Origin of the sequence: Halotalea alkalilenta (genome assembly GCF_001648175.1) — a bacterium.
GTDB classification, from domain to species: domain Bacteria; phylum Pseudomonadota; class Gammaproteobacteria; order Pseudomonadales; family Halomonadaceae; genus Halotalea; species Halotalea alkalilenta_A.
In genome coordinates, this window is the sequence record NZ_CP015243.1 from 1,010,578 (window position 1) to 1,033,158 (window position 22,581).

Consider the following 22,581-nt stretch of genomic DNA (forward strand, 5'->3'; position numbering starts at 1 on the left):
TTCAACGAGCATAGCGTATCGCCTTCGAGGGGCGTTGCGGCATGCGGCAAAGAGTCGTCTGGCGCCGCGGAGGAAGGGGCGATACTATCTTTATATTGAATTAAGGTAGGTTTGCAATGGATACGCCTTCGCGTGGTCGCCGGTCGATACGTTTTCGGACGTCGTGGAACGAGATGAGATACGAGATGAGGATCACCAACAGGCTGCGATTGCCACTCGCGACAGGTTGCCTGGTGCTGGTGACGGGCTATGCATTCGTAGCGTTGCTCAAGTGGGAACCCAATTTCACCGCCTGGCCTCATGTGCTCCAGCTGGGCGTAGTGTGCCTGGCGTCCATCGCAGCCTTGGTCTCCGCCACCGTGCTGAGGTTGTTCGGCGCCGACGACTGAGCGGACTCATTCCTCCCGCGCGAGGCAGAATTCGATGAAGCGCTTGACCAGCGCGCTTCGATACTTGTCGCGGTGAACCAACAGGTGGAACAAACGCTCGATCACGAGCCTCGAACCATCCTCGAGCATGATCTCCAGTTCCACCAACCGACCGTCGCGCAGGGCATGGCTCGCCTCCCGCTCGGAAACGCAGGTCAAGCCGAGCCCCGCCGCGGTGGCATTGATGATCGCTTCCGCCGAGTTGAGCTCCAGGCTCGCCTCCCAGCGCTCGAGGCGCGTCGACAGTGCGCGCATGAACTGCTCCCGGGTACCCGAACCCTGCTCGCGCAGCACCCACGCCTGCCCCTCCAGCGCGCTCACCGGCAGCGGCCCTTCCTGCTCCCACGAGGCTAGCGGGTGATCGTGGCCGGCGACCACCAGCAGCCGGTCACGGCACCAATCGATCACCTCGAGCTCGCCCGACTGGGCCTCCCCCTCGATCAGGCCGATATCGAGTTCGAAGCGCTCCAGTGCCGCGCAAACGTCACGGCTATTGGCCAGGCTCACCCGCTGATCACGATGGCCGGTGGCATCACGGAAATCGCGCAGCAGCCACGGCAGCAGCTGGTTGCCGATGGTATGGCTGGCACCGATCCGCAGCTGGCCGCGAAGCACATCGCCATCGCTCGAGAACAGCGCCTCCACCTCCCGATGGCGGGCCAGCAGCTCATCCGCCATCGGCAGCAAGCGTTTACCCAGGTCATTGATGTAGAGGCGATTCTTATGGCGATCGAAGAGCACATGACCAAGCTGGCGCTCGAGCTCCGACAGCGCCATGCTGACCGCCGGCTTGGTCAGGTAAAGCCGCTCGGCCGCCGCAGTGATACTGCCTTCGCTAGCGATGGCGACGAAGATACTGAGCTGACGCGGGGCGATTTTCATCGTTCAGTCCGAATGAATTTCCTGCCATCCTACGCTACTCGCACTGAACGTTTCAGCTCGATTCTCCCGACCGAGTGCAAGGGCTTCTCAGCCTGGAGCGAAGCGATTAAAATACGCGCCGGCTCGCCGGTATAGCTCAGTTGGTAGAGCAGCGCATTCGTAATGCGAAGGTCGTAGGTTCGACTCCTATTACCGGCACCACCCCATCTCCCAAGGCCTCCTCAGGTGTCGTTACAAAACCTGCGGAGGCCTTGTCGTTTCTGGCTTTCTCCCCCCATGGCCTCTCGAGGTTTCACCACGCCACCCCGTGGATTTATGTATGCGATCGTGTATGCTTTCAGGTACTAACTTTCTTCGCATACATAGATCGCCGCCATGAAACGCTCCGAGATCAAAGCCCGTCCCCTGGCAGAGAAGACCGTCGCCGCCCTCGAGCCTGAGGAGAAGGCTTACCGTGAGCGCGATGGTGGTGGTCTCTATCTCTATGTCCGCCCCGACGGTGGAAAAAGCTGGGAGCTGCGCTACCGGAAGCCCGACGGCAAGTACAGCTGGCTCGGCCTTGGTGCCTATCCCGAGGTGAAACCAAAGGAGGCGAGACAGAAGGCCCAGGAAGCGCGCGACTTGATCGCCCAGGGCACCACACCTCGTCAGCACCAGAAGCAGCAGGAAGCCTTAGCGAATGCCGCGCGTAGCGAGACCGTCGAAGCGCTGATGCTGGAATGGCAAAAGATGAAGGCTAACGCGCTGGCGCCTAGCACCCTCAACAAGCTATGGCTGTCGATCACCAAGCATGTGCTGCCCACGATGGGGCGCATGCCGATTACCCGCATACAGCCCGCATACATGTTGGAGTTCTTCCGCGGCCTAGAGGCTCAGGGCATCCATGAGACTAGCGCCAAGATACGCCGTGCGTTGGTGGAAGCATTCGATCTGGCCGCCTTCGCCGGACGGGTGCAGGCAAACCCGGTGCGCGGTGCCGAGCGTTTCGTCGAGTCGCCCAAGAACACCAACTACGCCCATGTCTCCCTGCGCGAGCTCCCCGCCCTTATCCGCTCTATTGACCAGTACCCGCGCAGTGCCCATGTGCGCGCAGCCATGCTGCTGCTGGCGCTCAATGGATGCCGTCCTACTGAGTTGAGGGAGTCGCGCTGGGAGGAGTTCGACCTGGATCGCGGAATCTGGCTGATCCCTGCCGAGCGGATGAAGAAGCGTCGCCCGCACACAGTTCCGCTGGCACCCATAAGCGTCGAGCTATTGCGAGAGCAGATGGGCCGCACCAGCGCTTATGGCTACGTCTTCCCCAACCGTAACGATCCACGCAAACCGATGAGCAACATGGCGATTAACAAGGGCCTGGCGTACCTTGGCTATGCAGGGCGCCAGACCGGCCACGGCTTTCGCCATGTCCTTTCCACCGCCCTCCATGAGCGTGGCTATCCCGAGGCCCATATCGAGGCACAGCTAGCTCACCAGAAAGGCGGTGTCGCTGGCGTCTACAACAAAGCCGCCTACCTCGAGCAGCGCCGAGCCATGATGAACGCATGGGCGGACGAAATCGCCAGCATGATCGAAGGCAAGTCCAACGTGGTGCCGATCAAAGCCAAAGTGTGAGGATTTCTTTCGACTTCATTTCTTTTCGACGGAACCAACGGAACCGGCGGAACCGGCGGAACCGTCAGCAGCGGCGCGGCCTCCAGAGGTTCCGTCTGTTTTTTGGGTGACGGAACCGACGGAACCAGAGCACCCGGCAATAGAGCCTGATCCGACCGGCATACAGCACTCAGCCTTGATCGTTCGATGTGGTCCAGGGACCGCGTGGTGCGGCTTTGGGTGGCAATGCGGGACGTTCGGTGGTGGAATATCAGTCATGGATATACAGCCAGTGGCAGCGTCCGTTGGCGGCAAGGTTGGCTGGCTAGGGTCGCTCCCGAAAACGCAGTACTCTACTGCGCCCGCTAGCCTCTTCATTGTGGAGAGCGTGAGGAGTGGCGCGAATGACACTAGAAGAGACAATAGCTGAGCGCTATAGAAGTTTTATTTCAGTTGAAGATTTGATTAATGCAATAGCTCGTCAATATAAATGCTCCGAGCAAGACGCCCGTCATGTGCTATCGGCGGCATTAAGAATTAGTGATCATCCAGAAGTACCTTCTTTATATCGAAGAGAAAAACTTGGTCCGGAGCTTGTCAAAACTTACAAGTATAATGAAATATTTGTAAATATTTCGAATGCTGACAGGGACGTAGAGGAAGCATTAGCAAATGATACAAAAGACTTAGAGGAGCTTTTCTCTGATGACATACCATTCTGATTATAAAAACCTCTTATTTTCAAAGGATGAAATATTTTCTTTATTGTCAAAGGCCGGATTTCCTCTGTCTGATACAAACTTTTTCTCCGCTGATCAGAGTCAAGCACCTTACAAACCTGTCCAGCAATGGATGAGGCTTTACGCAGCAAAAGGGGCGCTTAGGATTCATGAGGCGGCTTGGATTCTAGCAAATGAAGAGCCAATCGATCATTATCCCAATACAAATATATTAGGGAAAGAAAATTTAATTAAAAATATATGGTTTTTTGTTGATCTTGTAGAAGCGGGAGAGGTCGAGTGTCTAAATACGAGTTCCCATATTGATGATGAGCCGCAAACATGGTTGATTGATCACAAGTCTATTTTGAGGTGGGGCCAAAAAACGAGATATGAATGGCCGCTTGCTGAGCTGATGCAAAATTCATCTGAGCCATCTAGCCTTTCTATTTCCTCGAAGCCCAATTCTGAGATTGATATAGAGACCAGTATTCCGGAAATGGATATATTGAGAAAAAAAGTGGATGAACTTGAAGAAGAAATCGCCCAACTAAGATCTAAAATTGAGGAGATAGGGCAATTCCGTCCTCTTCATCCCGAGTATCTCTTAGGAGCTGCCATCGCCACTCAAAGAAAATATTGGGCCAGTTGGGATGGAGCACGTGCCGGTGGTACCAAGTCGATCGCTATTAAGGACTACATACGCAGTACTTTTCTTGGGCAAGATGGGAAAAACTTGTCTACTGCGGAAGTGAATGCCATTGAAAAGGTTGCCTGCCCATTCAGAAGAGGAAACTCTTAGGATTTCACCCTAAGGATGAGAGCGTAGCAACCGCGCGCCTTGCAGCTTGCCCTTAGGGTAGAATCTATGCCCTGAGGGTGCTCATCCTAAGCCCTAAGGGTATTGCCCTGAGGGTTATGCAGTAGCTCAGCATTGCAATCGTCCATAACGCCACACGGCGTAATCAGGAGATGACTGTGATGCGAACTGATCGAGATAAAGCCTCAGGAAAGATACCCTTCGGCAACTTTGACCCCAAGTATGTGCAAATCGGCAAGCGCCAAGCGTGTGCGATCCTCGGCATGCCTTCCACTTCGTTCGACCGTGCGCGCAAAGAAGACCCTGATTTCCCCGCCGCGATACGCCAAGGAAACAGCCAGAATGCACCTCTGCGCTTCATCTTGGCCGAGGTCTACGCTTATAGCGCCAAGCTGATCGAAGCTGCACGGGTTCAGGACGGTGCAGTATGAGCCCATCTCTCATCATCAAGGAGTTTTACGATCATAGAATCGCCTTCAATGCAGAGGCATGGATTCCTGCTACCCAGGCCACAGCAATGTTTTGGGAAGCGCCCGACGGTTGGTTACGACTTCCTGACATGCGCCGCAATCTCACGGCCTTAGAAAATAGATACGGGAAAATTCTTTCTTTAAAAAGCTGTCGCGCTCGACTGGATCGAGGTGATGGCACTTTGCTGCATCCTCGACTCGCTATGAGGCCAGCTCGCTGGTTGTCGATCGAGTCTGCATTGTGGTGTGACAAAAACATCAGCGTCGGCTATTCGTTCATCTGCTTTTACCTGACGGCCCAGAAGATGCAGGAGCTTGCTGCACTGCTGAAGGTTCGCGAAGCCCAACCATGGCTAAGGGGTGTCGGGCTGAGCACCAAGTCGCGCGGCCAGTTCCATTCAGCGCGTTTAATCGAGACCCGTGTTCCTAGCTCGCCTCTGATTAGGAGGGGGGCATCCAACCTTGATGCTGTGTTGCAGCAGGCAAAGACCAACGCCTGGTGTACGACGGCGCGAGATCAGCGTTCAGTCGAGTTGCATTTGATTCTTGGCGCCCACCGGATTGAAGCACTGGAGAAAGCGTTAGCATGGATCGCATGCCCGGGGGTGAGCGATGGCTAGTCCAAAAAAAAGCCCTGCGGTGGCGGCACGGGGCATCGGAGACATGTTTCGAAAGTTGGCAGATTCGATGCTAGAGCACCATGGAGCCGCGGTCACACCAGATAACGATGGTGCTGTGCACCGGCTTGACCACCCAGACGGGCACCGTGGCAATAAGCGTCTTTGGTACGTCCTGCACCATGACTTTGGTGTGCATGGCGACTGGTCCACCGGCAAGCGGCACCTCATGTTCGCCGATGGCAGTCCTGACCCTGCTATGGCTCAGAAAGCCCGTGAAAGGGCGGAGCAGGCCAAGCGTGAGCGAGAGGCTGAGCGCGCGCGCCAGCATGCCCTGGTGGCCGATATGTGCCGTCAGGAATGGCCTTCGCTCGCCAAGGCCGATCCACTGCATCCCTACCTTGTCCACAAGTGCATTGGGCCAGCCTATCTGCGACAGCAGGGTAATCGTCTGGTGGTGCCATTGAGCGACGGCGAGCGGTTGATGAACTTCCAATTCATCGGTCCGCAGGGCACCAAGCGGTTCCGGCCTGGTGGACGCGTGACGGGCTGCTACCACTCCTTTGGAGAATTTTCGCTCGATCGCCCGCTGCTGATTGCCGAGGGCTGGGCTACGGCCATGACGCTTCATGAAGCCACGGGCCTTCCGGTAGCTGCAGCCATGAACGCAGGGAACCTTCGCTCGGTCGCAGAGAGCCTGCGTGCCCGGTATCCATCCATCGCCATCATCGTCTGTGCCGACAACGATCACAGTACTACCGGCAACCCCGGTGTCACCAAGGGCAAGGATGCCGCCAGTGCTGTGGGAGGTATTTGCATCTGGCCGGAGTTTGCCGCGGGAGATCCGGGAAGCGACTTCAATGATGCCGTGCTGAGCGGTGCGAAGGTGGTGCTATGACCCACGAAGAGATCAAGGCAACGGTGGATGAGGCCGCGCTCAAAGCTCAAAGCGATGAGGTGGTAAATGGCAATCTCGACGCATCGAAGAAAAGGCGAGTTGCACTCCAACGGCCATCATTCGCGGTCTATGACGAGCCTACCGAGATAGGAGGGAAGGTGCATCAGGCAGGCGTTTGGCACCACGACACCAAGGATGGCGAGCCGCATGATAGGTTAGTTTGCTCGCCGTTGAAGGTAGAGGCGATCACGTCAAACGGCGATGCTGGATTTGGCCGATTGATCCGCTTTCGCAACAGCTTGGGTAACTGGCGAGAGTGGGCGATGCCGATGCAATTGCTGGCGGGATCGGGTGAATCGATGCGGGCCGAGTTGCTCGGCTTGGGTGTGGAAATCGACCCGAATGCTCATCGCCTCCTGAATAGTTACCTGCAAGGCCAGCGTCCCAAGCGTTGCGTCATTGCCGCCACATCCACCGGCTGGCATACACCAGAGCTGTTCATTATGCCGCGGCAGAGCATCGGCCAGGGTGATGCCATTTTCCAGAGTGAGGCAGGTAATACCGATGACTATCGGCACGGCGGCACGCTGGGAGCATGGCGGGAGGAGATCGGTGAGAAATGCGAGGGTAACCCGCTATTGATGCTGGCTGTATGTGCGGCGCTGGCAGGGCCGCTTCTGTACCACCTGCAACGTCCCGGTGGTGGTTTCCACATCCGGGGCGACTCCTCGAGTGGGAAGACCACCTGCCTTTCGGTATCGGCCTCGGTATGGGGGGAGCCGGGTCAGTTCGTCAGGACATGGCGGGCAACAGGGAATGGCTTGGAAGGTGTCGCTAGCCAGCGCAATGATGGCCTGCTGGCGCTGGACGAGATCGGAGAGGCATCACCGAAAGAGATTGGTGCCATCATCTATCAGCTCTCTAACGGTACTGGCAAAGCCCGGGCGACCCGTTCGGGGGCGGCACGGCCAACTCGGCGGTGGCGCGTGGTGGTGCTTTCCAGTGGTGAGTTGACCCTGCGTGGTCATATGAATGAGAGCGGGCAGCAGTCTCGAGCCGGCCAGGAAATCCGCCTGCTGGACGTGTCCGCCAGGAGAACTCATGGGGCTTGGGACGAGCTTCATGGATTAGCTGACGGAAGAACCTTCTCCGATGCGCTCCAGCGATCAGCATCTCTTCACTACGGGCATGTCGGCCCGCTGTTCGTCGAGAAGCTGATCGAATCTGGCGAAGCATCGAAACTCAAGGACATGCTTGCCACCCTGCAATCGCAGTTCCAGGCTGACAGCGGCCAGGAAATGCGAGGGGCGGAGCGGTTCGCCATCGTAGCGTTGGCGGGGGAAATAGCCATTGAGTTCGGCATCCTTCCCTTGGGACATGGGGTGCCAACTGCCGCTATGCAGGAGTTGTTCAATGCCTGGCAATCCGAGCGAGGCAAAGGGCAGTCCGAAGATACTAAGGTGCTCGACAGCATTCGCGACTTTCTCGATCGCCATGGTGACTCGGCGTTCTCAGCGCTGGGCGATGACGTGCTAGTGGTTCGCGATCGCGCTGGTTGGTACCGAGACACTACGGAAGGACGAATCTGGATGTTCACCTCTGAGGGGCTTCGCAGAGCTGCCCCAGGATATGAGATCACCCGTATTTCCGAGGCGCTGGAGGTCGCTGGATGGCTGGCGGATAGAGGCCCTAAGGGGCGTGCTAAAAAGGTGAAGGTAAGCGGTTCCTCGAAGTGGCTTTATCATCTTCGGGAAGTCGAATCATGAGCTTGATGGACGTCATTAGTGCCATCGCGGCTGGTCAGGTTCCATCGGCTCCGTCACCCAAAAAACAGACGGAACCTCTAGAGGCCCCGTCGTTGCCGGTGGTTCCGTCGGTTCCATTGGTTCCGTCGGAACAGAAAGAAGTCGAGAAAGATTCAGGGCTGCAGTACAGCGACTCTCACCCCTTGCCCGTTAGCCAGGGCGTCGCGTGGATCGCCGAGCGCTGCCCTTTGCTGCCAGAGGACCGACGGCACATTGATTGTGGCATGCAGCGCGTCCATCCGAGGACGCAGGGGCGGTTAGCAGAGCAGTACTGCGAAGCTTGGCGTGGGGCATTCGATGCTGAGCCATTCGCCATCCGGAAGGACAATGCTGGCCGCCGAGCGGCCAACTTAATCGTCACCAGACTGCTTAATGGGTTAGACGCGCGATGATCGCATATGAATTGTTTCGCAAGGCACTGGGCATGTTCGAAGAGTAGTTACTCAAGGAAGGCGATCGACGAGGAATGTCGGATTAACTGCACGGCGGTAGAGCCAATACCATCCACTACCTATTCAAGCCCCGTCGGCGTGAGGGGATTTCATCAGAGGCCAGCATGAGCAAGAACCCACGTAAGTTAAGCCAACCTAACCGCCTGATCGTTAGCGTCGAGCAGTCCACCGTGGATGCGATCGACAAACTTATGAATCGTGGTCAGTACCATACCCATCGCAACCGTGCCGAATTCGTTCGACAAGCCATCGAGCAAGAGTTACAGCGCTGCCAGGAATGATGACTCCGAGTTCCCTAAAGGACTTTTCCTTGACGCAAGAGGGTGGAAAACGATGGGATGGGTGACCCGATCAGGCAGTCGGTATGCTATAAAATATGGTGAAGGGCTTAGACTTAGGAGGTGAAATCCATTCATGAAGAATTTGCGACCTGCAATATGGTGGAGAGATAAGGAGGAATGCTCTATTCACTAAACCACAAGTGGATTCATTGCACCGAAATCAGGATCGAAGGCGAAGCGTGTAGGGCCGCCAGTACAGAGCGGCGCTATGACCCAGTGCCCATCCTGCGGTCATGGCGGTTCTGTGCCAGTATGGAACTAAAATCCAGAGGCCGTCACAAAAGTTTACAGGGGAAGGCTCGTTCCAAGCACTATGAGACTGTAGGCGACGGTGCGGGATCACTCGGGCGAGTGAGAACTCGATCTTCTATTTTTTGTCTATGACGACAGTTCTGGTGGCGGTAGTGATGTCAGGAGAGCATATGAAAGTCAGTGCTTGGCCAGCGGGTAAGAAAGGCCCCAACATGATAGTTGGCATTTCGATCAAGAAGCGAGATCGAGATCAGTACTTTGCACCTTCCTGGAAGGAGGTCGCCATCGAGATGGATGGAAAGACGGAGATTTTTCACCTGAGGGGCGGCTTTTGGCGTACCTGTAATGAGATCGCGGATAATCCAAACCGGGCTATTCGCACTTGGCTGTTACGCCACCATCCTCCAATTCCTTGGGAGCGAAATAAGCCACCTCAGTTTGAACTTGATCCTTTGGGTGGCGGCAGGTTCAAGTTGCTTCCATAATCTTTTATCCATTGCCCTAACCATTTTTGCAAAAAGCCATACGCGGAGCGGCGCTACGAAACTCTCGCAGCGCCGCTGGCGCTCAGTGAATTCTATGCGGACTTGTGGCACATATTATCAATTTTCAATGGGGCATCTCCATTCTTGATAGACAGGCGGCTTGTTGCATAGCTATTGATCCTCTGACCTCAGACTCTTCACCTGCCTTATCTCGCGGTGCTAACTCTCCGATCCGCTTGCGCCAGCTATAAGATGCTCAGCGCATAGATATCGTGCTTAGTCACGTTAGCGACCAGCTTGTAGTCTGCCGTACGTACATAACGTGCTCTTCATTACGGCGAATTTTCCATCGATCATAAGCGTCACTGAGTTTTTATAGATCATGTTGTGAAAAATTCCTGAAGCAGTCATGGGGCTCTATATGTTGCTATATATTTATCAATTTCTTTCGTGAATTTACTATAACGTTTTTTAGATATTTTACTCAATAGAGGGCCTTCTTCTGAATGTTTTATTTTTCTATATAATTCCTCATGATGAGGATTCATTCCCTCGCTTTTAATGAGTCCGCAGAGATAAAGAGTGGCAATATACATTGCGCATTCCTCTGTAGTCATTTTTACCTTGCGGGCAGTGTCTACTAGTTCGCCATATGCTAACACGGCTGGAAATTTTGAATTGATTCGTGAATCAGTGGTTATAGAATATTTTCTATTTAACAAAAAATTAACCTCTTTGCTGTATTTGGTTAAATTAGGCCTGTCACGCAAAATGCCCATTAAAATCAATGTTATTACAGATAAAAAAAGCTGGATTAAATACATTTCATAGGCATTGGCTTGATAGTACGCGACACTTTTGAATGGTAATGCTATGCCGGTTAATAACCAAGCGAAAATGAATGAGGAAAAAATGGTCTTTTTGCTTAGAGCTTTGATGGGGCTCAAAAGGCTGAGAGGAAAAAGGACTAAAACAAAAATAAATATAGCACTTGGTAGCGCATAAGCTAATGACATAGATAGAATCATCTTTTTTCTCTAAGTAAGCGATGGAGGAAATGATCGTCGAATTTTATTATATGCTAGGCTATAGTAAATATTATGGTGGCTTCAAAAATCAGCGGAACTTTTCTATTTTCAAAAATGAGTTTAAATTTAATCTATCCATCCAAGGTTATACATGCAGCCTTTGTAAATTTTCTCTCTTGCTTGTGCTGCACTGAAAGCCATGCCGAAATTCATACCATTCGCCATTCCTCCAGTGAAAGCGTTGGCAGGTGAAGGTATAGTTGTTACGACTCCATGATATTGATTATAGGTTGTGCCATTCTTTGCATTGAATGACGAACCAGATGCGGTAAAGTTCGTACTTCCAGAATAGACATTGTTATAATGAACTTGTGGCATAGGTACAGAGCCGTAAGATGCTTGAGTGCAGTAGGTATCATCTATAGTTAGTTGGCGCTTGGCATACGTTGGGTCGGAGATCTGAGGATGTTTCCAATTGGTGGTACACCCACTCAAAAGTGGAATGAAAATAGCAGGAACAATCAATATGCGAGGAAGCATCAAATTTCTCACTCTTATGGATGGCGGCAAGATTAAGTCAACTCCAATTATATTTAAACTACGTCATGTGAGCTCGACCACCTGTCATCGCACTGTTAGATGCAAGAGGGCAGTCGGCGTGTCCTGCTGGAGTGTAATCGATTTTTGCTGAGATTCAAAAGCAGTAGAGTTAGATGCTGTAGATACCCTGGCGGTAGAGCGCGACGATGCCGCCATGGACAACACTCCTCAAGCCCCTCAGATTTCGCAACCCGCCCGAGAGCGGATCGCTGCCAATCTCAAGCGGCTACGCAAAGAGCGGCAGCTTAGCCAAGAGCGCATGGCTGAATTGGCTGGTTTTCACCGTACCTACGTATCTCAGTTGGAGCGGTGTGTGACCAACATCAGCATCGATGGTCTAGAGCGATTGGCTAGTGCGCTAGGAGTCGATGTTCAGGCCCTACTGGCTCCTTTCATTCCCTGCGAATGATGATTTCGCGACCGGTCTTACGCGCGCGCACGTAGCTCGACGTGATCTTACCGAGCAATCGTGGACACCGATCTAAGCGATCATTCGAGCCTCGAAGGCCTCCGGGCTGATCATCCCAATGGCACTGTGCCGGCGTTGCCGGTTGTAGTCCATCCTGATGTACTCGAACACTTGTCGCCGCGGCATCCCGGGTCTCGAATCGCTCGCCATGGGTCACCTTGCCTCAGTGTACTGTCTTAACGAGGTGTCCACTGCTGTAGGGCAAGATCACTCGCCGCGGCTACTACGCCTAGCGACAGCGTGGCGGTGAGCCGTCCTCGAGACGCCGCTAGCAGGCGGTTCTCGTCCAGCGAGTGGCCCAGGCCTACGAACGTCGGAAGGGGCGCTCAGGTCCCCCGGATTGATGCTGGATCTGGTTGGCGATGGCCTGGCAGTGAATCGCAAGACCGTCGCTGCCAGCCTGCTACGCCAGGGGCTTCGCGCCAAGGCGGCGCGCAAGTTCAAGATGACGATGAACTCGCGACACTCGCTGCCGGTGGCGCCCAACTTGCTGGGGCAAGACTTCACCGCCATGTTGCCGAACCAGAAATGGGCCGGCTACATCACCTAACTGGCGACCTGTGAAGGATGGCTCTACTTGTCGGTGCGATCGACCTATTCTCACGCAAGGTGATCGACTGGGCGATGGGTGAGCGGATGACCGCCGACCTAGCCGGGGAGGCGCTCCAGATGGCGCTGTGGTGCCGTCAGATGCCCAAGAAGGTGATCGTACATTCGGATCGCGGCAGCCAATACGTCTCGATCCGCTATACCAAGCGCTTGGCTGAAGTTGGGGTCGAGCCTTCGGTGGGCAGCGTGGGCGACTCCTATGACAATGCCATGGCCGAGACCATCAATGGCCTGTACAAGGCCGAGGTGATCCATCGTCGTTTCTGGCAGAATCGGGAGGCCGTGGAGCTGGCGACGCTGGAGTGGGTGGACTGGTTCAACCACCGGCGGTTACTGGAGACCATCGGAAATATGCCGCTGGCAGAAGCCGAAGCTATCTATTATCAGCAAATTACCGAGTCGGCCCAAGCGGCATGACTCACACCAAATAGCCTCCGGAATTCCCGGGGTGGTTCAAGATCGAAGATGATGTCGAGCGCTGCTGAGCTTCGGTCTTGGTAACGATGGTGGCTACCGCCCCCTCGGTGCGCTGCCCTGACTCTCTCACAGTCCCAAGAGGCCCTAGCAGCCGATAAAATGTATGCGCTAGCGTATGCTTATTTTGATTTCCTGATTGATTTGTGATTTCTATCAGTGGGTTATGAGACAGGTACGGTTCCTATTACCGGCACCACCCCATCCCCCAAGGCCTCCCCAGGTGTCGTCACGAAACCTGCGGAGGCCTTGTCGTGTCAGGGCCAACTACGAGTCGCAGCAATTCTCGAAACGAGATGCCGCTGCAAGAACCTGCCGCTTGAGCGGGCATATGAATTTCCGCGCCTAGCTGTCACAGGCACAACCGGGCGGCCTGCGGCAGGTGTAGTTTCGACTTATGCAGCTGTTGCCGCACGCCTTTCCTGTGCTGCACATCCTGCAGCACGACTGGGCAAGCAGCATCGCGCCCTCCGCTTCCTGGATCTCTGGACAGCCTCCATCGAACTGGATTTCTTGGACAAACGAGAAGGGTAGTGGTGATTGGACGGCGGCAAGGTCCTGAATTGGCGATGCCGTGGGAAGTGCGGCAAGCGCGCTCAAGGAGAGCAGCGCTGCGAAGAGCACTGTCAGTATTCTAGTTATCATGATTGTCCCTATGGCAGGAGGCTGCTCTAGCGGCAGCCGAGCTTACAACATAGCAACAAAAGGAGTGGGATGGGACGATATAAAGGTCTTGGGGAACTGTGCCGCAAACAACCGCGTTCCATGCGAGTCGATAAATGTTTCTTCGCGGCTTCAATCTTGAAGTCTTCACCGTATCTCGCCATGAAAAACATCCCTAAGGTCGGACTTGCTTCGTCCGACTTTTGTGGTGCAGTTCATGCGGCGGGCTGGATGGAATTCCGCAAGTGGAACGCAAGCATTAATTCCACTACTCAGTGGGCATGATCCGCATCATGAATTCATCGAACAAGGGTACTGTGAATGCGGTGTCGCCGTGGCTGGGGCTCCATACCATGCCCTTCGAAATCAGATTATTTCTTGTGGGCCCGAGCGACGTAACCTTAACGTTTAATTGGCTGGCTATATCTCCCGAGCGGTGTGGTCCTGGCCCAAGCTCGGCCATTGCTCGCATGTAGCGTTTTTCTGCAGGCGTAAGTCGGTCAAATCTCACCCGGAAAAAGCTTTCATCTAGTGCTGCTAGCGCAGTGACAGTCGCAGACTGTACATCTTTCGCTGTTATTGGAGATTCCTCAGCAACATCCCAAGCGTGCTTTCCCCATTCCTGGAGAAAATAGGGGTACCCGTGGGTATGTTCTACAATTCTTTCAATAGCTTCGGCCTCAAACTCGACCCCCTCTTCAATAGCAGGCTTCGAGATGGCCACTCCGGCTGATTCAGAATCTAGCGGGCCAATCATTGGGAAGTCAAAAAGCCGTTCGGCATATGATTTTGCGTTTCCTGCTCGCGCAAGAAGCTGAGGAAGTCCGGCGCCGATGACGGTGAGTGGTAGCTCTTTCTGGTTACATCGATGCAGCGCAGAAATCAGTGCCCCAAACTGTAGTTCCTCTATGTATTGCATCTCGTCGATGAAAATAACTAGAGCAGTTTCAGCACTTTTGGCTGCTTGACCACAGGTTTCGAGAAGATCCGATAAGTCAGATTCTAAATCACCATTATCTGCCAAGCCTGGAATGGCCTCCGCATCAATCCCAACTTGAATGTCCTTATATGTAACTTTCATAGCGGAAACGAATCCAGCCAAGGCCTGAAGACCACGCTTGGCCAAGCCTTTAGCTGATTCGACCCGGCTGAGGCTGAGTAGAGCCACACGCAGCTGTGGCGACAGGATCGCAGGTAGGGAGCGATCTTCGGGGGCCTCTATGCGGATAGTTCTGGCGCCTATAGCTTCAACGTCTTTGCGCATCTGATCCAGCAGCACGGTTTTCCCAACCCCACGCAGCCCTACCATCAAGACACTTTTATCTGACCTACCTCTAATCAGCCTTGCAATACATGTGGTTACTCGTCTTCTGATCTCGTCGCGGCCAGCCAGCTCTGGTGGCCTCGTGCCAGCGCCAGGGGCGTAAGGGTTAGTGACTGGATCCATGAATACCTCCAATTTGAGCACTTTTAGGGAGTTTATCATAAAAAGATAAATTGACTAAAATTGGCCAAAAAGACCATGTGGTCGCACCAGCCTCGGTCCTCGCTTTTAGCCCCCTTCTTCCTATGGCACGTACCTAGCGTTCTTCACGTCGCTCCGCTTTTCCCACCCATACCTATCCCCGCGATCTCTTGGTCGTCCATGTCGGGCCTCTACGAGACCTGATCGAGCAGCTCTGCCGTAGCCTTGGCGGTTTGCCCCGGGGCTTGGGCCTGCCTGGGTCATCCTAGGGGCTTGGGCGCAAGTCAAAAATATCGCTTGAACCTGTACCTGCTATAGGTTTTACGCTCCGGTCATAAGTAGTGGCTGCTGAGGCCTTCACCCCTGTTCAGGAGTACCACCATGACCCAGAACTCGAACCTGCGAAGCATCACCCTGCCGGTCATTGGCATGGACTGCGGCGGCTGCGCGCGCGGCGTGGACAAGGCGGTGCGCGCGCTGTCCGGCGTCGATGACGTGCAGGTCTCGCTCGACCCTGCCCAAGTGGTGGTGCGGATCGATCCAGCCCTGGTCAGCCGCGAGGCGCTGGTCACGGCGATCGAGGATGCCGGGTTCGACGTGCCAGCATCGCAGCCGTGATCCAGATCCTCGAACTGCCGGTGGCGGGCATGGACTGCGCGGCGTGTGCGCGAAAGGCCCAGCGTGCGCTGATGAAAGTGCCCGGTGTGCAGAGCGCCGATGTGCTGCTCAACGCTGAGAAGGCGGTCATCATGTTCGATACTGGCATGGCGACGGCTGGTGCGCTGCGCGCGACGATCGAGAAGGTCGGCTTCTCGGTCCCGCAGCCGACGCCGGTCGGGGATGGGGCCGACGCAACGCCACGCCATGTGCTGGAAGCCAAGACGCTGCAGCGTCAGCTATTCACCACGCTAGGCATTCTGTTCGGTGCCATCCTGTTCGTGGTGGTGATCGGCGAGGGCCTTGGGGTGTTCGACCAGCTCACCGCGCGCGTGCCCTGGTGGGCTGGCGTGCTGGCGGTGGTGGCTTTCGGCTACCCGGTCTTCGCGGGCGTGCTGCGCTGCGCGCTGCGACGCGAGGTGACCAGTCACACTTTGATGACGGTAGGTGCGATCGCTGCGCTGGCCATCGGCCAGTGGGCCACTGCTGCGATCGTTGTGTTCTTCATGCGCGTTGGTGAGTTCACCGAGCGCTTCACGAGCGAGCGTGCGCGCCGGCTGCTCAAGGAGCTGACGGCGCTGGCACCGCAAACCGCCCGCGTGCTGCGCGATGGCGTCGAGCGCGAAGTCGCCGTCGAGACCATCTCGCCGGGCGAGGTGGTCATCGTGCGCCCAGGTGAGCGCGTACCTGTGGATGGCGTGGTGCTGGAGGGCCAAGCGACGTTCGACCAGGCCGCGATCACTGGCGAAAGCATGCCGGTGGAGGCCGAGCCTGGAGACAAGGTCTATGCGGCGACCCTGGCCAAGCTCGGCCACGTCAAGCTGCGCGCCGAGCGTATTGGCCGCGACACCACCTTCGGGCGCGCGGTGCAGCTGGTCGAGGATGCCGAGGCCAACCGTGGCAAGGTCCAGCGGGTGGCCGACCGGTTCAGCGCCTGGTACCTGCCAGTGGTCGCCTCCATCGCCCTTCTGACCTGGCTGCTCAGTGGCAACATCCTGGCCACCGTGGCGGTGCTGGTGGTGGCCTGCTCGTGCTCGTTCGCACTGGCCACGCCGATCGCGATGATGGCCTCGGTCGGTGCCGCTGCGCGCCAGGGCCTGCTGATCAAGGGCGGCAGGGTCATCGAAGCCTTGGTAGGTTGCGACGTGATGCTGGTGGACAAGACCGGCACGCTGACCACGGGGCGCCCGCGCGTCACCGACGTAGTGCCACTTGGCGAGTGGAATGAGGCGGCGCTGCTGTGCCTGGCGGCGACGGCCGAACGCCATTCGGAACATCCGCTCGCCGAGGCGGTACGGCGGCTGGCCGAGGAGCGGACCATGGCGCCGGATGAACCTGCACGCTTCGAGTCCTTGCCCGGGCGCGGCGTGCGCGCGGTGATCGACGGGCGGACGGTCGAGATCGGCAATCGCCGCATGCTGCCCGCGGGAGCCGAGGTGGACGCTGTCGCAGGCATCGCTGAGCGGCTCGAAGCCGAGGGGAAGAGTCTGTTGTTCATGGTGGTGGATGGGCAACTGGCCGGCCTGTTCGCGGCGCAGGACACGCTGCGTGCGGAGGTGGCCGATGCGCTGGTCGCCGTGCGGGCCGCGGGTATCGGCCGCATCGAGCTTCTGACCGGCGACAACGAGCGTACCGCCGCCGCCCTCGCCGCGCCGCTGGGCCTGGGCTATCGCGCGGGTTTGCTGCCGGAGGACAAGATTCGCATCGTGCGTGAACTGCAGCAGCGGGGCCATCGCGTCGTGATGGTCGGCGACGGGGTCAACGACGCGCCGGCGTTGGCCCAGGCCGATGTCGGCATCGCCATGGGGGGCGGTACCGACGTCGCCATGGAGGCCGCTCACATCGTGTTGATGCGCGAGGACTGGCGGCTCGTCGCCGAGTCGGTCCACATCGCGCGGCGCACCATGGGGGTGGTGCGCACCAACATAGGTTTCACCGCGCTGTATAATCTCGTGGGCCTGTCGCTCGCGGCCTTCGGTTTGCTGCCGCCTATCTATGCGGCGGCGCTGCAGTCGATCCCGGACATCGGCATACTGGCCAATTCGTCCAGGTTGATCCGCAACAGGAAGGCCGCCAATGACTGATGCAGCAGTATCGGATCGCGCAAAGAGCGGCTGGGCGCTGCTGTTCGCCGCGTGGCTCGTAGCACTGGGGGCTTCCCTGGTAGTGCTCTTCGTCGGCGAGGTGATGGGCCAGGCACCGTGCAATCTATGCTGGTTCCAACGCGCCTTCATGTTCCCACTGGCCATCGTGCTCGGGGTGGCCTGCCTGCGCACCGACTTGGCGAGCTGGCGCTATGCGCTGCCGCTGGCCGTCGCTGGTCTGCTGGTGGCGGGTTTCCACAGCCTGCTCTACCTGGGGGTGATCCCTGAGCGGATCACGCCCTGCAGCCAGGGCGTATCCTGCACCAGTGCCGATATGACCATCCTGAGCGGCCTGCCGCTGCCCCTGCTGGCGTTGGCCGCCTTCGGTGCCATCGTCGTACTGCTTTTAATCACCCGTGCCAGGAATTTTGCATGACCCGACGTACCAAGATCGTCATCGCCACTGCCTTCATCGCCCTGGTGGCCTTCGCCGTGGCGGCCATTGTCTATGATCGCATTAGCCGGCAGCAGGCCGCCGACCAGGCTGCCGCCCAGCTCGATGTCATGGTCCGGGATCATTCGCCGGCCATAGGGTCCGCCGACGCTGCGGTCACTATCGTTGAGTTCTTCGACCCCGCCTGCGAGGCTTGCCGGGCCTTCTACCCCTACGTCAAGCAGATCCTGGCTGCCTATCCGCGCGAGGCGCGCCTGGTGATCCGATACACGCCATTTCATCGCGAGGCCTCGATCGTAGGGGTGCAGGTCATGGAGGCGGCGCGGGACCAGGGGCGCTTCGAACCCGTGCTGGAGGCACTGCTCGAAACGCAGCCGGTGTGGGCCAGCCACGAGGCGCCGGCGACAGAGCGTGCTTGGGAGTTCGCCGAGGCCGCTGGGCTGGATTTGCAGCGTGCCCGCACCTACATCGCTTCCGGCGCGGTGGACAAGCTGCTCGAGCAGGATGTCGCCGACCTGCAGGCCGTTGGCGTGCGGGGAACACCTACGTTCTTCGTCAATGGCAAGCCGCTGGCCGAGCTGAACCCTCGGTCGCTGTACGAAATGGTGAAAAGTGAGGCCGAGCGCTAAATCCGTGATCCATCCTGGGATTTGACTTCTTCTTCGATGAAACCGCGCGAATGATTGGCATCGGCGAGGGGTTGGCCCTGCGCTTACCATCCGCAAGGCCAACCAAGTGCTTAGTCGCTTATCCGGCCGAAGTGTCCGCTGGTGAAATCGCGTGCGGCCTGGACGATTTCTTCGCTGCTGTTCATCACGAACGGGCCGCGCCCGACGATCGGTTCATCGATCGGCTCGCCACTGAGCAACAGCACCGTGGCCCCGTTGTTGGCTTCGAGTTCGATATCGCGACCCGCGCGGTCGAACTGCACCAACTGGCCATCCCGCGCGATCTTGACACCGTTGACCAGCACCGTGCCATGCAGCACCACCAGCGCCAGCGTGCGACCCTTGGCGATCTCGAAGCGGGTGTTGGCCCCCGGATTCATCCGCAGGTCCCACACATCCATCGGGGTGCGGGTCAGGGCTGGGCCGCTCGAATCCTTGTAGCGTCCGGCGATGACGCGCACCTTGCCACCGTCGTCCGGCAGGGCGACCGAGGGGATCTCGGCATCGCGCAGGGTCTGGTAGCCGGGGGCGGTCATCTTTTCCCTGGCTGGCAGATTGACCCACAGCTGCACCATCTCCAGCACACCGCCTTGCTCGGTGAAGGTGGGGGAGTGGAACTCCTCGTGCAGGATGCCACCGGCGGCGGTCATCCACTGCACATCGCCCGGACCGATCGTTCCGCCCGCGCCGGTCGAGTCCCGGTGCGCCACTTCACCTTGGTAGACGATGGTCACCGTCTCGAAGCCGCGATGAGGGTGCTGGCCGACGCCCCGGGGGCGTGAGGCGGGTTCGAATCTCACCGGGCCCGCGTAGTCGAGCAGCAAGAACGGACTCAGGTGGCGGCCCAGGCCTTCGTAATCGAACAGAGTGCGAACCGGGAAGCCGTCTCCGACCCAGTGCGGGTTGGGAGCGGTGTAGACGCCGAGAATCTTTTTCATCATAGGGCTCCTATCGCTCGAGGCGCTGCTGCCTCGATATGTGTCGACTATAGAAGCGCGACGATGAGACGGGTAGATGGCAGTATTTGCCTTCAGCGTTCCATAGGGTGAACGATATCCATGCGAGACTTGAACGATCTCTATTACTTCGTCCAGGTAGTGGAGCAACGCGGTTTTGCGCCCGCCGGGCGCTTCCTGGGCGTGCCGAAGTCGAAATTGAGCCGTCGCATCGCGCTGCTGGAGGAGCGCCTGGGGGTACGGTTGATCCAGCGTTCGTCCCGGCGTTTCACCGTCACCGATATAGGCCTGACCTATTATGGGCACTGCAAGGCCATGCTGATCGAGGCGGAGGCGGCGGAAGACGCCGTGGCGATGACGCATTCCGAGCCTTGTGGGACGGTCAGGGCGACCTGCCCCGTGGCCATGCTCGAGACCCGGGTCGGAGAGATGGTCGCTGCATTCATGACCCGGTATCCCCGTGTCCAGCTGCAGATCGAAGCCACCAATCGCCGCGTGGATGTGGTCGGCGAAGGTATCGATGTCGCGATTCGGGTGAGGCCGCCGCCTTTGGAAGATAGTGAGCTGGTGATGCGCGTGCTGTCCGATCGCAGCCAGTGCATCGTCGCGAGCCCTTCCCTGCTTGGCGATGAGCGGACGTTGCGCTCACCCGCGGATCTGTCTGGCTTGCCAAGTCTCGATCTCGGCCCCTCTCACGGTGAGCACGCCTGGCGGCTGCTCGGCCCTGATGGTGCCGAGGCGGTGGTCAATCACCAGCCGCGTCTGATCACTCGCAGCATGCTGGCGCTGCGTATGGCGGCGGTTCGCGGCGTCGGCGTCGTCCAGCTACCGACGATGATGGTGAGTGAGGAGTTGGCCGATGGGCGTCTGGTCAAGATCATGCCCGATTGGGCGCCACGTAAGGAGATCGTGCATGCGGTGTTCGCATCGAGGCGAGGGCAGCTCCCGGCGGTCAGAGCCTTGATCGACTTTCTTGTCAGCGGGTTCGAGCAGCTGGAGGAAGATTGAGGGCGTAAGGCTTTCAGTGGCCAAACCCAGCGGCGTTGATCACCCAGTGGCCTATATATGAAGGGTCACGCCACCCGGCGCGGGGGAAGTTTCACCACTTGGGTGCGCAGAGGGAGGAGGATCAGGCTGACGGGTGCCAGGATCAGCAAGGCCGCCTTGAGCAGTCCAAGGTTCAGCAAGCTGGAAAGTATCCCGGTGATCGCGCCGGCGGAGAACGCCGTGACCAGGACGAGAGTAGTTAGCATAGGATTCGTATCCTTACAAGCACCTTCGTGCATCATGACGCACATGAATGCCTTGGGACATTCCGTGGGACATAACCACTCAATACTGAGGCAGGGACGAATACCGCTGGACGGCTGGGACGTAAAGATTGGCGATAGAGGATCAGGCGCTGGTGGTGCGACCCTATGGCGGGAATGTCAGAACCCTGGCGGTGGGCAGCGGCGCAAGGAGATGAGGTCGGCGTCCTTGCCGGTTGCTGCTCCTTATGCGTTCGATATTAGCCACGAACTTCGTTATCCCACGATAACAAAAGACAAGAATGCACCAATGTGTATGTAGAACGTTTCATAAAGGTAAGCGAGCCCTCGAGCCCCGCCCCGCTCGATCCCGCTTCGCTGCATTCGGGACGAACGGGTAGGGGAGGCGCCAAGGCTGAATCCCTCGGTAGGCCTTTCGTTGGTTACTTCGACATTACCTCGGTCTGGCGCGCGCGTTGATGCTGCTCGGCCAGGCTCTCGCTTTTGGGCGCTTGGTGATGAGCGGATGCCGTCTCGCCGGGGCGATAGGCGACGAAATACGCCAAACCGACGAAGATCGCACCGCCCACGGCATTGCCGAGGAAAACGGCAATGAAGTTCGGCACGTATTCGGCCCAGGTCATCTCACCGGCGAAGATCGCGGCAGGCACGATGAACATGTTGGCGACGACGTGCTGGAAGCCGATGGCGACGAAGGCCATGACCGGGAACCACATGCCCAGTATCTTGCCGGCGACGTCCTTGCTGGCATAGGCCAGCCACACGCCCAGGCAGACCAGCCAGTTGCAGCCGATCGCCGAGACGAAGGCGTGGGAGAAGTCGGCGCTGACTTTTGCCTCAGCGATACCGACGGTGGTCGAGAGGAAGGCGCCTTCGGTCAGGCCAAGGTAGTGGCCGAAGCCCCAGGCGATCGCCACGCTGCCGAGGAAGTTGGCGAAGGTCACGATGCCCCAGTTCCGCAGCAGTCCCGCCACGCCGATTTTCTTCGAGAACAGCGCCATCGGCAGCGTCATCATATTGCCGGTGAGCAGCTCGCCACCGGCCAGGATGGTCAGTATCAGCCCGATTGGGAACACCGATGCGCCGATGAAGCTCTTGAACGAGCCCCACTCGTCCGGCATCGTGCCGGTGATGCGGATATCGAGCAGAAAGCCGATGGCGATGAAGGCTCCGGCGAGAAAGCCAAGGATCAGCAGCGAGACCAGCGGCATCTGGTCTTTCTTGACGCCGGCCGCGATAGCGATAGCGGCCGTTTCCTGAGGCGTGTTAAATGACATGGTCCCTTCTCTGGTTGCGCTCACAGCCGGGCCCTTACGCAAGAGCCGAGGGGCAGGGGCGAGGTTGGCGGCGCAGCTGAAGGATGTGACGAGGCGCATTCCAGGCGCGGTTGGGCCGCTCGGAGCGCGCAGCCCGTCTCCAAACGG

The 22,581-nt window shown here is 57.6% G+C and carries 26 protein-coding genes, 1 tRNA gene and 1 pseudogene; 19 read left to right on the forward strand and 9 right to left on the reverse strand.

Features of this window, described 5'->3' with window-relative positions; genetic code table 11:
* The first annotated feature begins 185 nt into the window (after nucleotides 1–185).
* The gene (locus tag A5892_RS04470) at nucleotides 186–389 is read left to right on the forward strand and encodes a hypothetical protein (protein WP_064121780.1); all 204 of its coding nucleotides are present in this window, start codon (nucleotides 186–188) and stop codon (nucleotides 387–389) included.
* Between the two features lie 6 nt (nucleotides 390–395).
* Here the strand turns inward: A5892_RS04470 and A5892_RS04475 are convergent, their stop codons facing one another.
* The gene (locus A5892_RS04475; RefSeq protein WP_064121781.1) at nucleotides 396–1,310 is read right to left on the reverse strand and encodes a LysR substrate-binding domain-containing protein; all 915 of its coding nucleotides are present in this window, start codon (nucleotides 1,308–1,310) and stop codon (nucleotides 396–398) included.
* Between the two features lie 125 nt (nucleotides 1,311–1,435).
* Between A5892_RS04475 and A5892_RS04480 the strand changes: the two genes are divergently transcribed.
* The 6 genes from A5892_RS04480 to A5892_RS19735 all read left to right on the forward strand — a co-directional run bounded on the left by A5892_RS04480 (nucleotide 1,436) and on the right by A5892_RS19735 (nucleotide 5,529).
* A tRNA-Thr gene (locus tag A5892_RS04480) sits at nucleotides 1,436–1,511 on the forward strand.
* A 174-nt stretch (nucleotides 1,512–1,685) separates the two neighbouring features.
* On the forward strand, nucleotides 1,686–2,921 hold the full coding sequence (locus tag A5892_RS04485; RefSeq protein WP_064121782.1) for a tyrosine-type recombinase/integrase: 1,236 nt from the start codon (nucleotides 1,686–1,688) through the stop codon (nucleotides 2,919–2,921).
* A 383-nt stretch (nucleotides 2,922–3,304) separates the two neighbouring features.
* Nucleotides 3,305–3,622: a hypothetical protein gene (locus A5892_RS20140; RefSeq protein ID WP_150123479.1), complete on the forward strand. Its 318-nt coding sequence runs from the start codon at nucleotides 3,305–3,307 to the stop codon at nucleotides 3,620–3,622.
* Nucleotides 3,606–4,421: a hypothetical protein gene (locus tag A5892_RS20145; protein WP_150123480.1), complete on the forward strand. Its 816-nt coding sequence runs from the start codon at nucleotides 3,606–3,608 to the stop codon at nucleotides 4,419–4,421. Before A5892_RS20140 ends, A5892_RS20145 begins: the two co-directional genes overlap by 17 nt.
* 179 nt (nucleotides 4,422–4,600) lie before the next feature.
* Nucleotides 4,601–4,870, forward strand: coding sequence for a hypothetical protein (locus A5892_RS04490; RefSeq protein ID WP_064121783.1), 270 nt, complete (start codon nucleotides 4,601–4,603; stop codon nucleotides 4,868–4,870).
* Complete coding sequence (locus A5892_RS19735) at nucleotides 4,867–5,529, forward strand: KilA-N domain-containing protein (protein WP_082890274.1); 663 nt, start codon at nucleotides 4,867–4,869, stop codon at nucleotides 5,527–5,529. Before A5892_RS04490 ends, A5892_RS19735 begins: the two co-directional genes overlap by 4 nt.
* A 70-nt stretch (nucleotides 5,530–5,599) precedes the next feature.
* On the opposite strand, the gene A5892_RS20420 is transcribed toward A5892_RS19735, so the two are convergent.
* On the reverse strand, nucleotides 5,600–6,022 hold the full coding sequence (locus A5892_RS20420) for a hypothetical protein (protein ID WP_190295654.1): 423 nt from the start codon (nucleotides 6,020–6,022) through the stop codon (nucleotides 5,600–5,602).
* Here A5892_RS20420 and A5892_RS20425 point away from each other — a divergent pair.
* The 4 genes from A5892_RS20425 (at nucleotide 6,011) to A5892_RS20155 (ending at nucleotide 9,759) form a co-directional block, all read left to right on the forward strand.
* Nucleotides 6,011–6,424, forward strand: a complete 414-nt coding sequence (locus A5892_RS20425; protein WP_064121786.1) for a toprim domain-containing protein — start codon at nucleotides 6,011–6,013, stop codon at nucleotides 6,422–6,424. The genes A5892_RS20420 and A5892_RS20425 overlap by 12 nt on opposite strands.
* Complete coding sequence (locus A5892_RS04510) at nucleotides 6,421–8,190, forward strand: DUF927 domain-containing protein (RefSeq protein WP_082890276.1); 1,770 nt, start codon at nucleotides 6,421–6,423, stop codon at nucleotides 8,188–8,190. The genes A5892_RS20425 and A5892_RS04510 overlap by 4 nt, the downstream gene beginning before the upstream one ends.
* Before the next feature lie 595 nt (nucleotides 8,191–8,785).
* Nucleotides 8,786–8,962: a ribbon-helix-helix domain-containing protein gene (locus tag A5892_RS20150; protein ID WP_150123481.1), complete on the forward strand. Its 177-nt coding sequence runs from the start codon at nucleotides 8,786–8,788 to the stop codon at nucleotides 8,960–8,962.
* A gap of 482 nt (nucleotides 8,963–9,444) precedes the next feature.
* The gene (locus tag A5892_RS20155) at nucleotides 9,445–9,759 is read left to right on the forward strand and encodes a hypothetical protein (RefSeq protein ID WP_150123482.1); all 315 of its coding nucleotides are present in this window, start codon (nucleotides 9,445–9,447) and stop codon (nucleotides 9,757–9,759) included.
* Between the two features lie 407 nt (nucleotides 9,760–10,166).
* Here the strand turns inward: A5892_RS20155 and A5892_RS20160 are convergent, their stop codons facing one another.
* Nucleotides 10,167–10,787 (reverse strand): hypothetical protein, encoded by a 621-nt coding sequence (locus tag A5892_RS20160; RefSeq protein ID WP_150123483.1) that lies wholly within the window; start codon nucleotides 10,785–10,787, stop codon nucleotides 10,167–10,169.
* Between the two features lie 126 nt (nucleotides 10,788–10,913).
* Nucleotides 10,914–11,327 carry a hypothetical protein gene (locus A5892_RS20165; RefSeq protein WP_150123484.1) on the reverse strand — a complete coding sequence of 138 codons (414 nt, stop codon included), beginning with the start codon at nucleotides 11,325–11,327 and terminating at the stop codon, nucleotides 10,914–10,916.
* 214 nt (nucleotides 11,328–11,541) lie between these two features.
* Between A5892_RS20165 and A5892_RS04520 the strand changes: the two genes are divergently transcribed.
* Nucleotides 11,542–11,796 (forward strand): helix-turn-helix domain-containing protein, encoded by a 255-nt coding sequence (locus A5892_RS04520; protein WP_064121788.1) that lies wholly within the window; start codon nucleotides 11,542–11,544, stop codon nucleotides 11,794–11,796.
* Between the two features lie 72 nt (nucleotides 11,797–11,868).
* Here the strand turns inward: A5892_RS04520 and A5892_RS20170 are convergent.
* Nucleotides 11,869–12,007, reverse strand: a pseudogene (locus A5892_RS20170) (IS3 family transposase); the annotation flags it as partial.
* Between the two features lie 192 nt (nucleotides 12,008–12,199).
* Between A5892_RS20170 and A5892_RS04525 the strand changes: the two are divergent.
* A complete protein-coding gene (locus tag A5892_RS04525; protein WP_064121789.1) occupies nucleotides 12,200–12,406 on the forward strand; it encodes a hypothetical protein in 207 nt (68 codons plus the stop codon).
* Between the two features lie 17 nt (nucleotides 12,407–12,423).
* Nucleotides 12,424–12,882: a DDE-type integrase/transposase/recombinase gene (locus A5892_RS04530; protein ID WP_064121790.1), complete on the forward strand. Its 459-nt coding sequence runs from the start codon at nucleotides 12,424–12,426 to the stop codon at nucleotides 12,880–12,882.
* 988 nt (nucleotides 12,883–13,870) lie between these two features.
* On the opposite strand, the gene A5892_RS04535 is transcribed toward A5892_RS04530, so the two are convergent.
* Nucleotides 13,871–15,049 (reverse strand): ATP-binding protein, encoded by a 1,179-nt coding sequence (locus tag A5892_RS04535; protein ID WP_064121791.1) that lies wholly within the window; start codon nucleotides 15,047–15,049, stop codon nucleotides 13,871–13,873.
* Nucleotides 15,050–15,448: 399 nt separating this feature from the next.
* Between A5892_RS04535 and A5892_RS04540 the strand changes: the two genes are divergently transcribed.
* The 4 genes from A5892_RS04540 to A5892_RS04555 are packed head-to-tail and all read left to right on the forward strand — an operon-like array spanning nucleotide 15,449 to nucleotide 18,891.
* Nucleotides 15,449–15,685, forward strand: a complete 237-nt coding sequence (locus tag A5892_RS04540) for a heavy-metal-associated domain-containing protein (RefSeq protein ID WP_027351300.1) — start codon at nucleotides 15,449–15,451, stop codon at nucleotides 15,683–15,685.
* Nucleotides 15,682–17,808: a heavy metal translocating P-type ATPase gene (locus A5892_RS04545; protein ID WP_223302789.1), complete on the forward strand. Its 2,127-nt coding sequence runs from the start codon at nucleotides 15,682–15,684 to the stop codon at nucleotides 17,806–17,808. Before A5892_RS04540 ends, A5892_RS04545 begins: the two co-directional genes overlap by 4 nt.
* Nucleotides 17,801–18,244, forward strand: a complete 444-nt coding sequence (locus A5892_RS04550; protein WP_064121792.1) for a disulfide bond formation protein B — start codon at nucleotides 17,801–17,803, stop codon at nucleotides 18,242–18,244. The genes A5892_RS04545 and A5892_RS04550 overlap by 8 nt, the downstream gene beginning before the upstream one ends.
* A complete protein-coding gene (locus A5892_RS04555; protein WP_064121793.1) occupies nucleotides 18,241–18,891 on the forward strand; it encodes a DsbA family protein in 651 nt (216 codons plus the stop codon). The genes A5892_RS04550 and A5892_RS04555 overlap by 4 nt, the downstream gene beginning before the upstream one ends.
* Nucleotides 18,892–19,001: 110 nt before the next feature.
* On the opposite strand, the gene A5892_RS04560 is transcribed toward A5892_RS04555, so the two are convergent.
* A complete protein-coding gene (locus tag A5892_RS04560; protein WP_064121794.1) occupies nucleotides 19,002–19,868 on the reverse strand; it encodes a pirin family protein in 867 nt (288 codons plus the stop codon).
* A gap of 120 nt (nucleotides 19,869–19,988) precedes the next feature.
* On the opposite strand from A5892_RS04560, the gene A5892_RS04565 reads away from it, so the two are divergent.
* Nucleotides 19,989–20,894, forward strand: coding sequence for a LysR family transcriptional regulator (locus A5892_RS04565; RefSeq protein WP_064121795.1), 906 nt, complete (start codon nucleotides 19,989–19,991; stop codon nucleotides 20,892–20,894).
* A gap of 65 nt (nucleotides 20,895–20,959) precedes the next feature.
* Here A5892_RS04565 and A5892_RS04570 read toward each other — a convergent pair whose 3' ends face one another.
* Nucleotides 20,960–21,139, reverse strand: a complete 180-nt coding sequence (locus A5892_RS04570; protein WP_064121796.1) for a hypothetical protein — start codon at nucleotides 21,137–21,139, stop codon at nucleotides 20,960–20,962.
* Nucleotides 21,140–21,579: 440 nt separating this feature from the next.
* Nucleotides 21,580–22,434, reverse strand: a complete 855-nt coding sequence (locus A5892_RS04575; protein WP_082890277.1) for a formate/nitrite transporter family protein — start codon at nucleotides 22,432–22,434, stop codon at nucleotides 21,580–21,582.
* Between the last annotated feature and the right edge of the window lie 147 nt (nucleotides 22,435–22,581).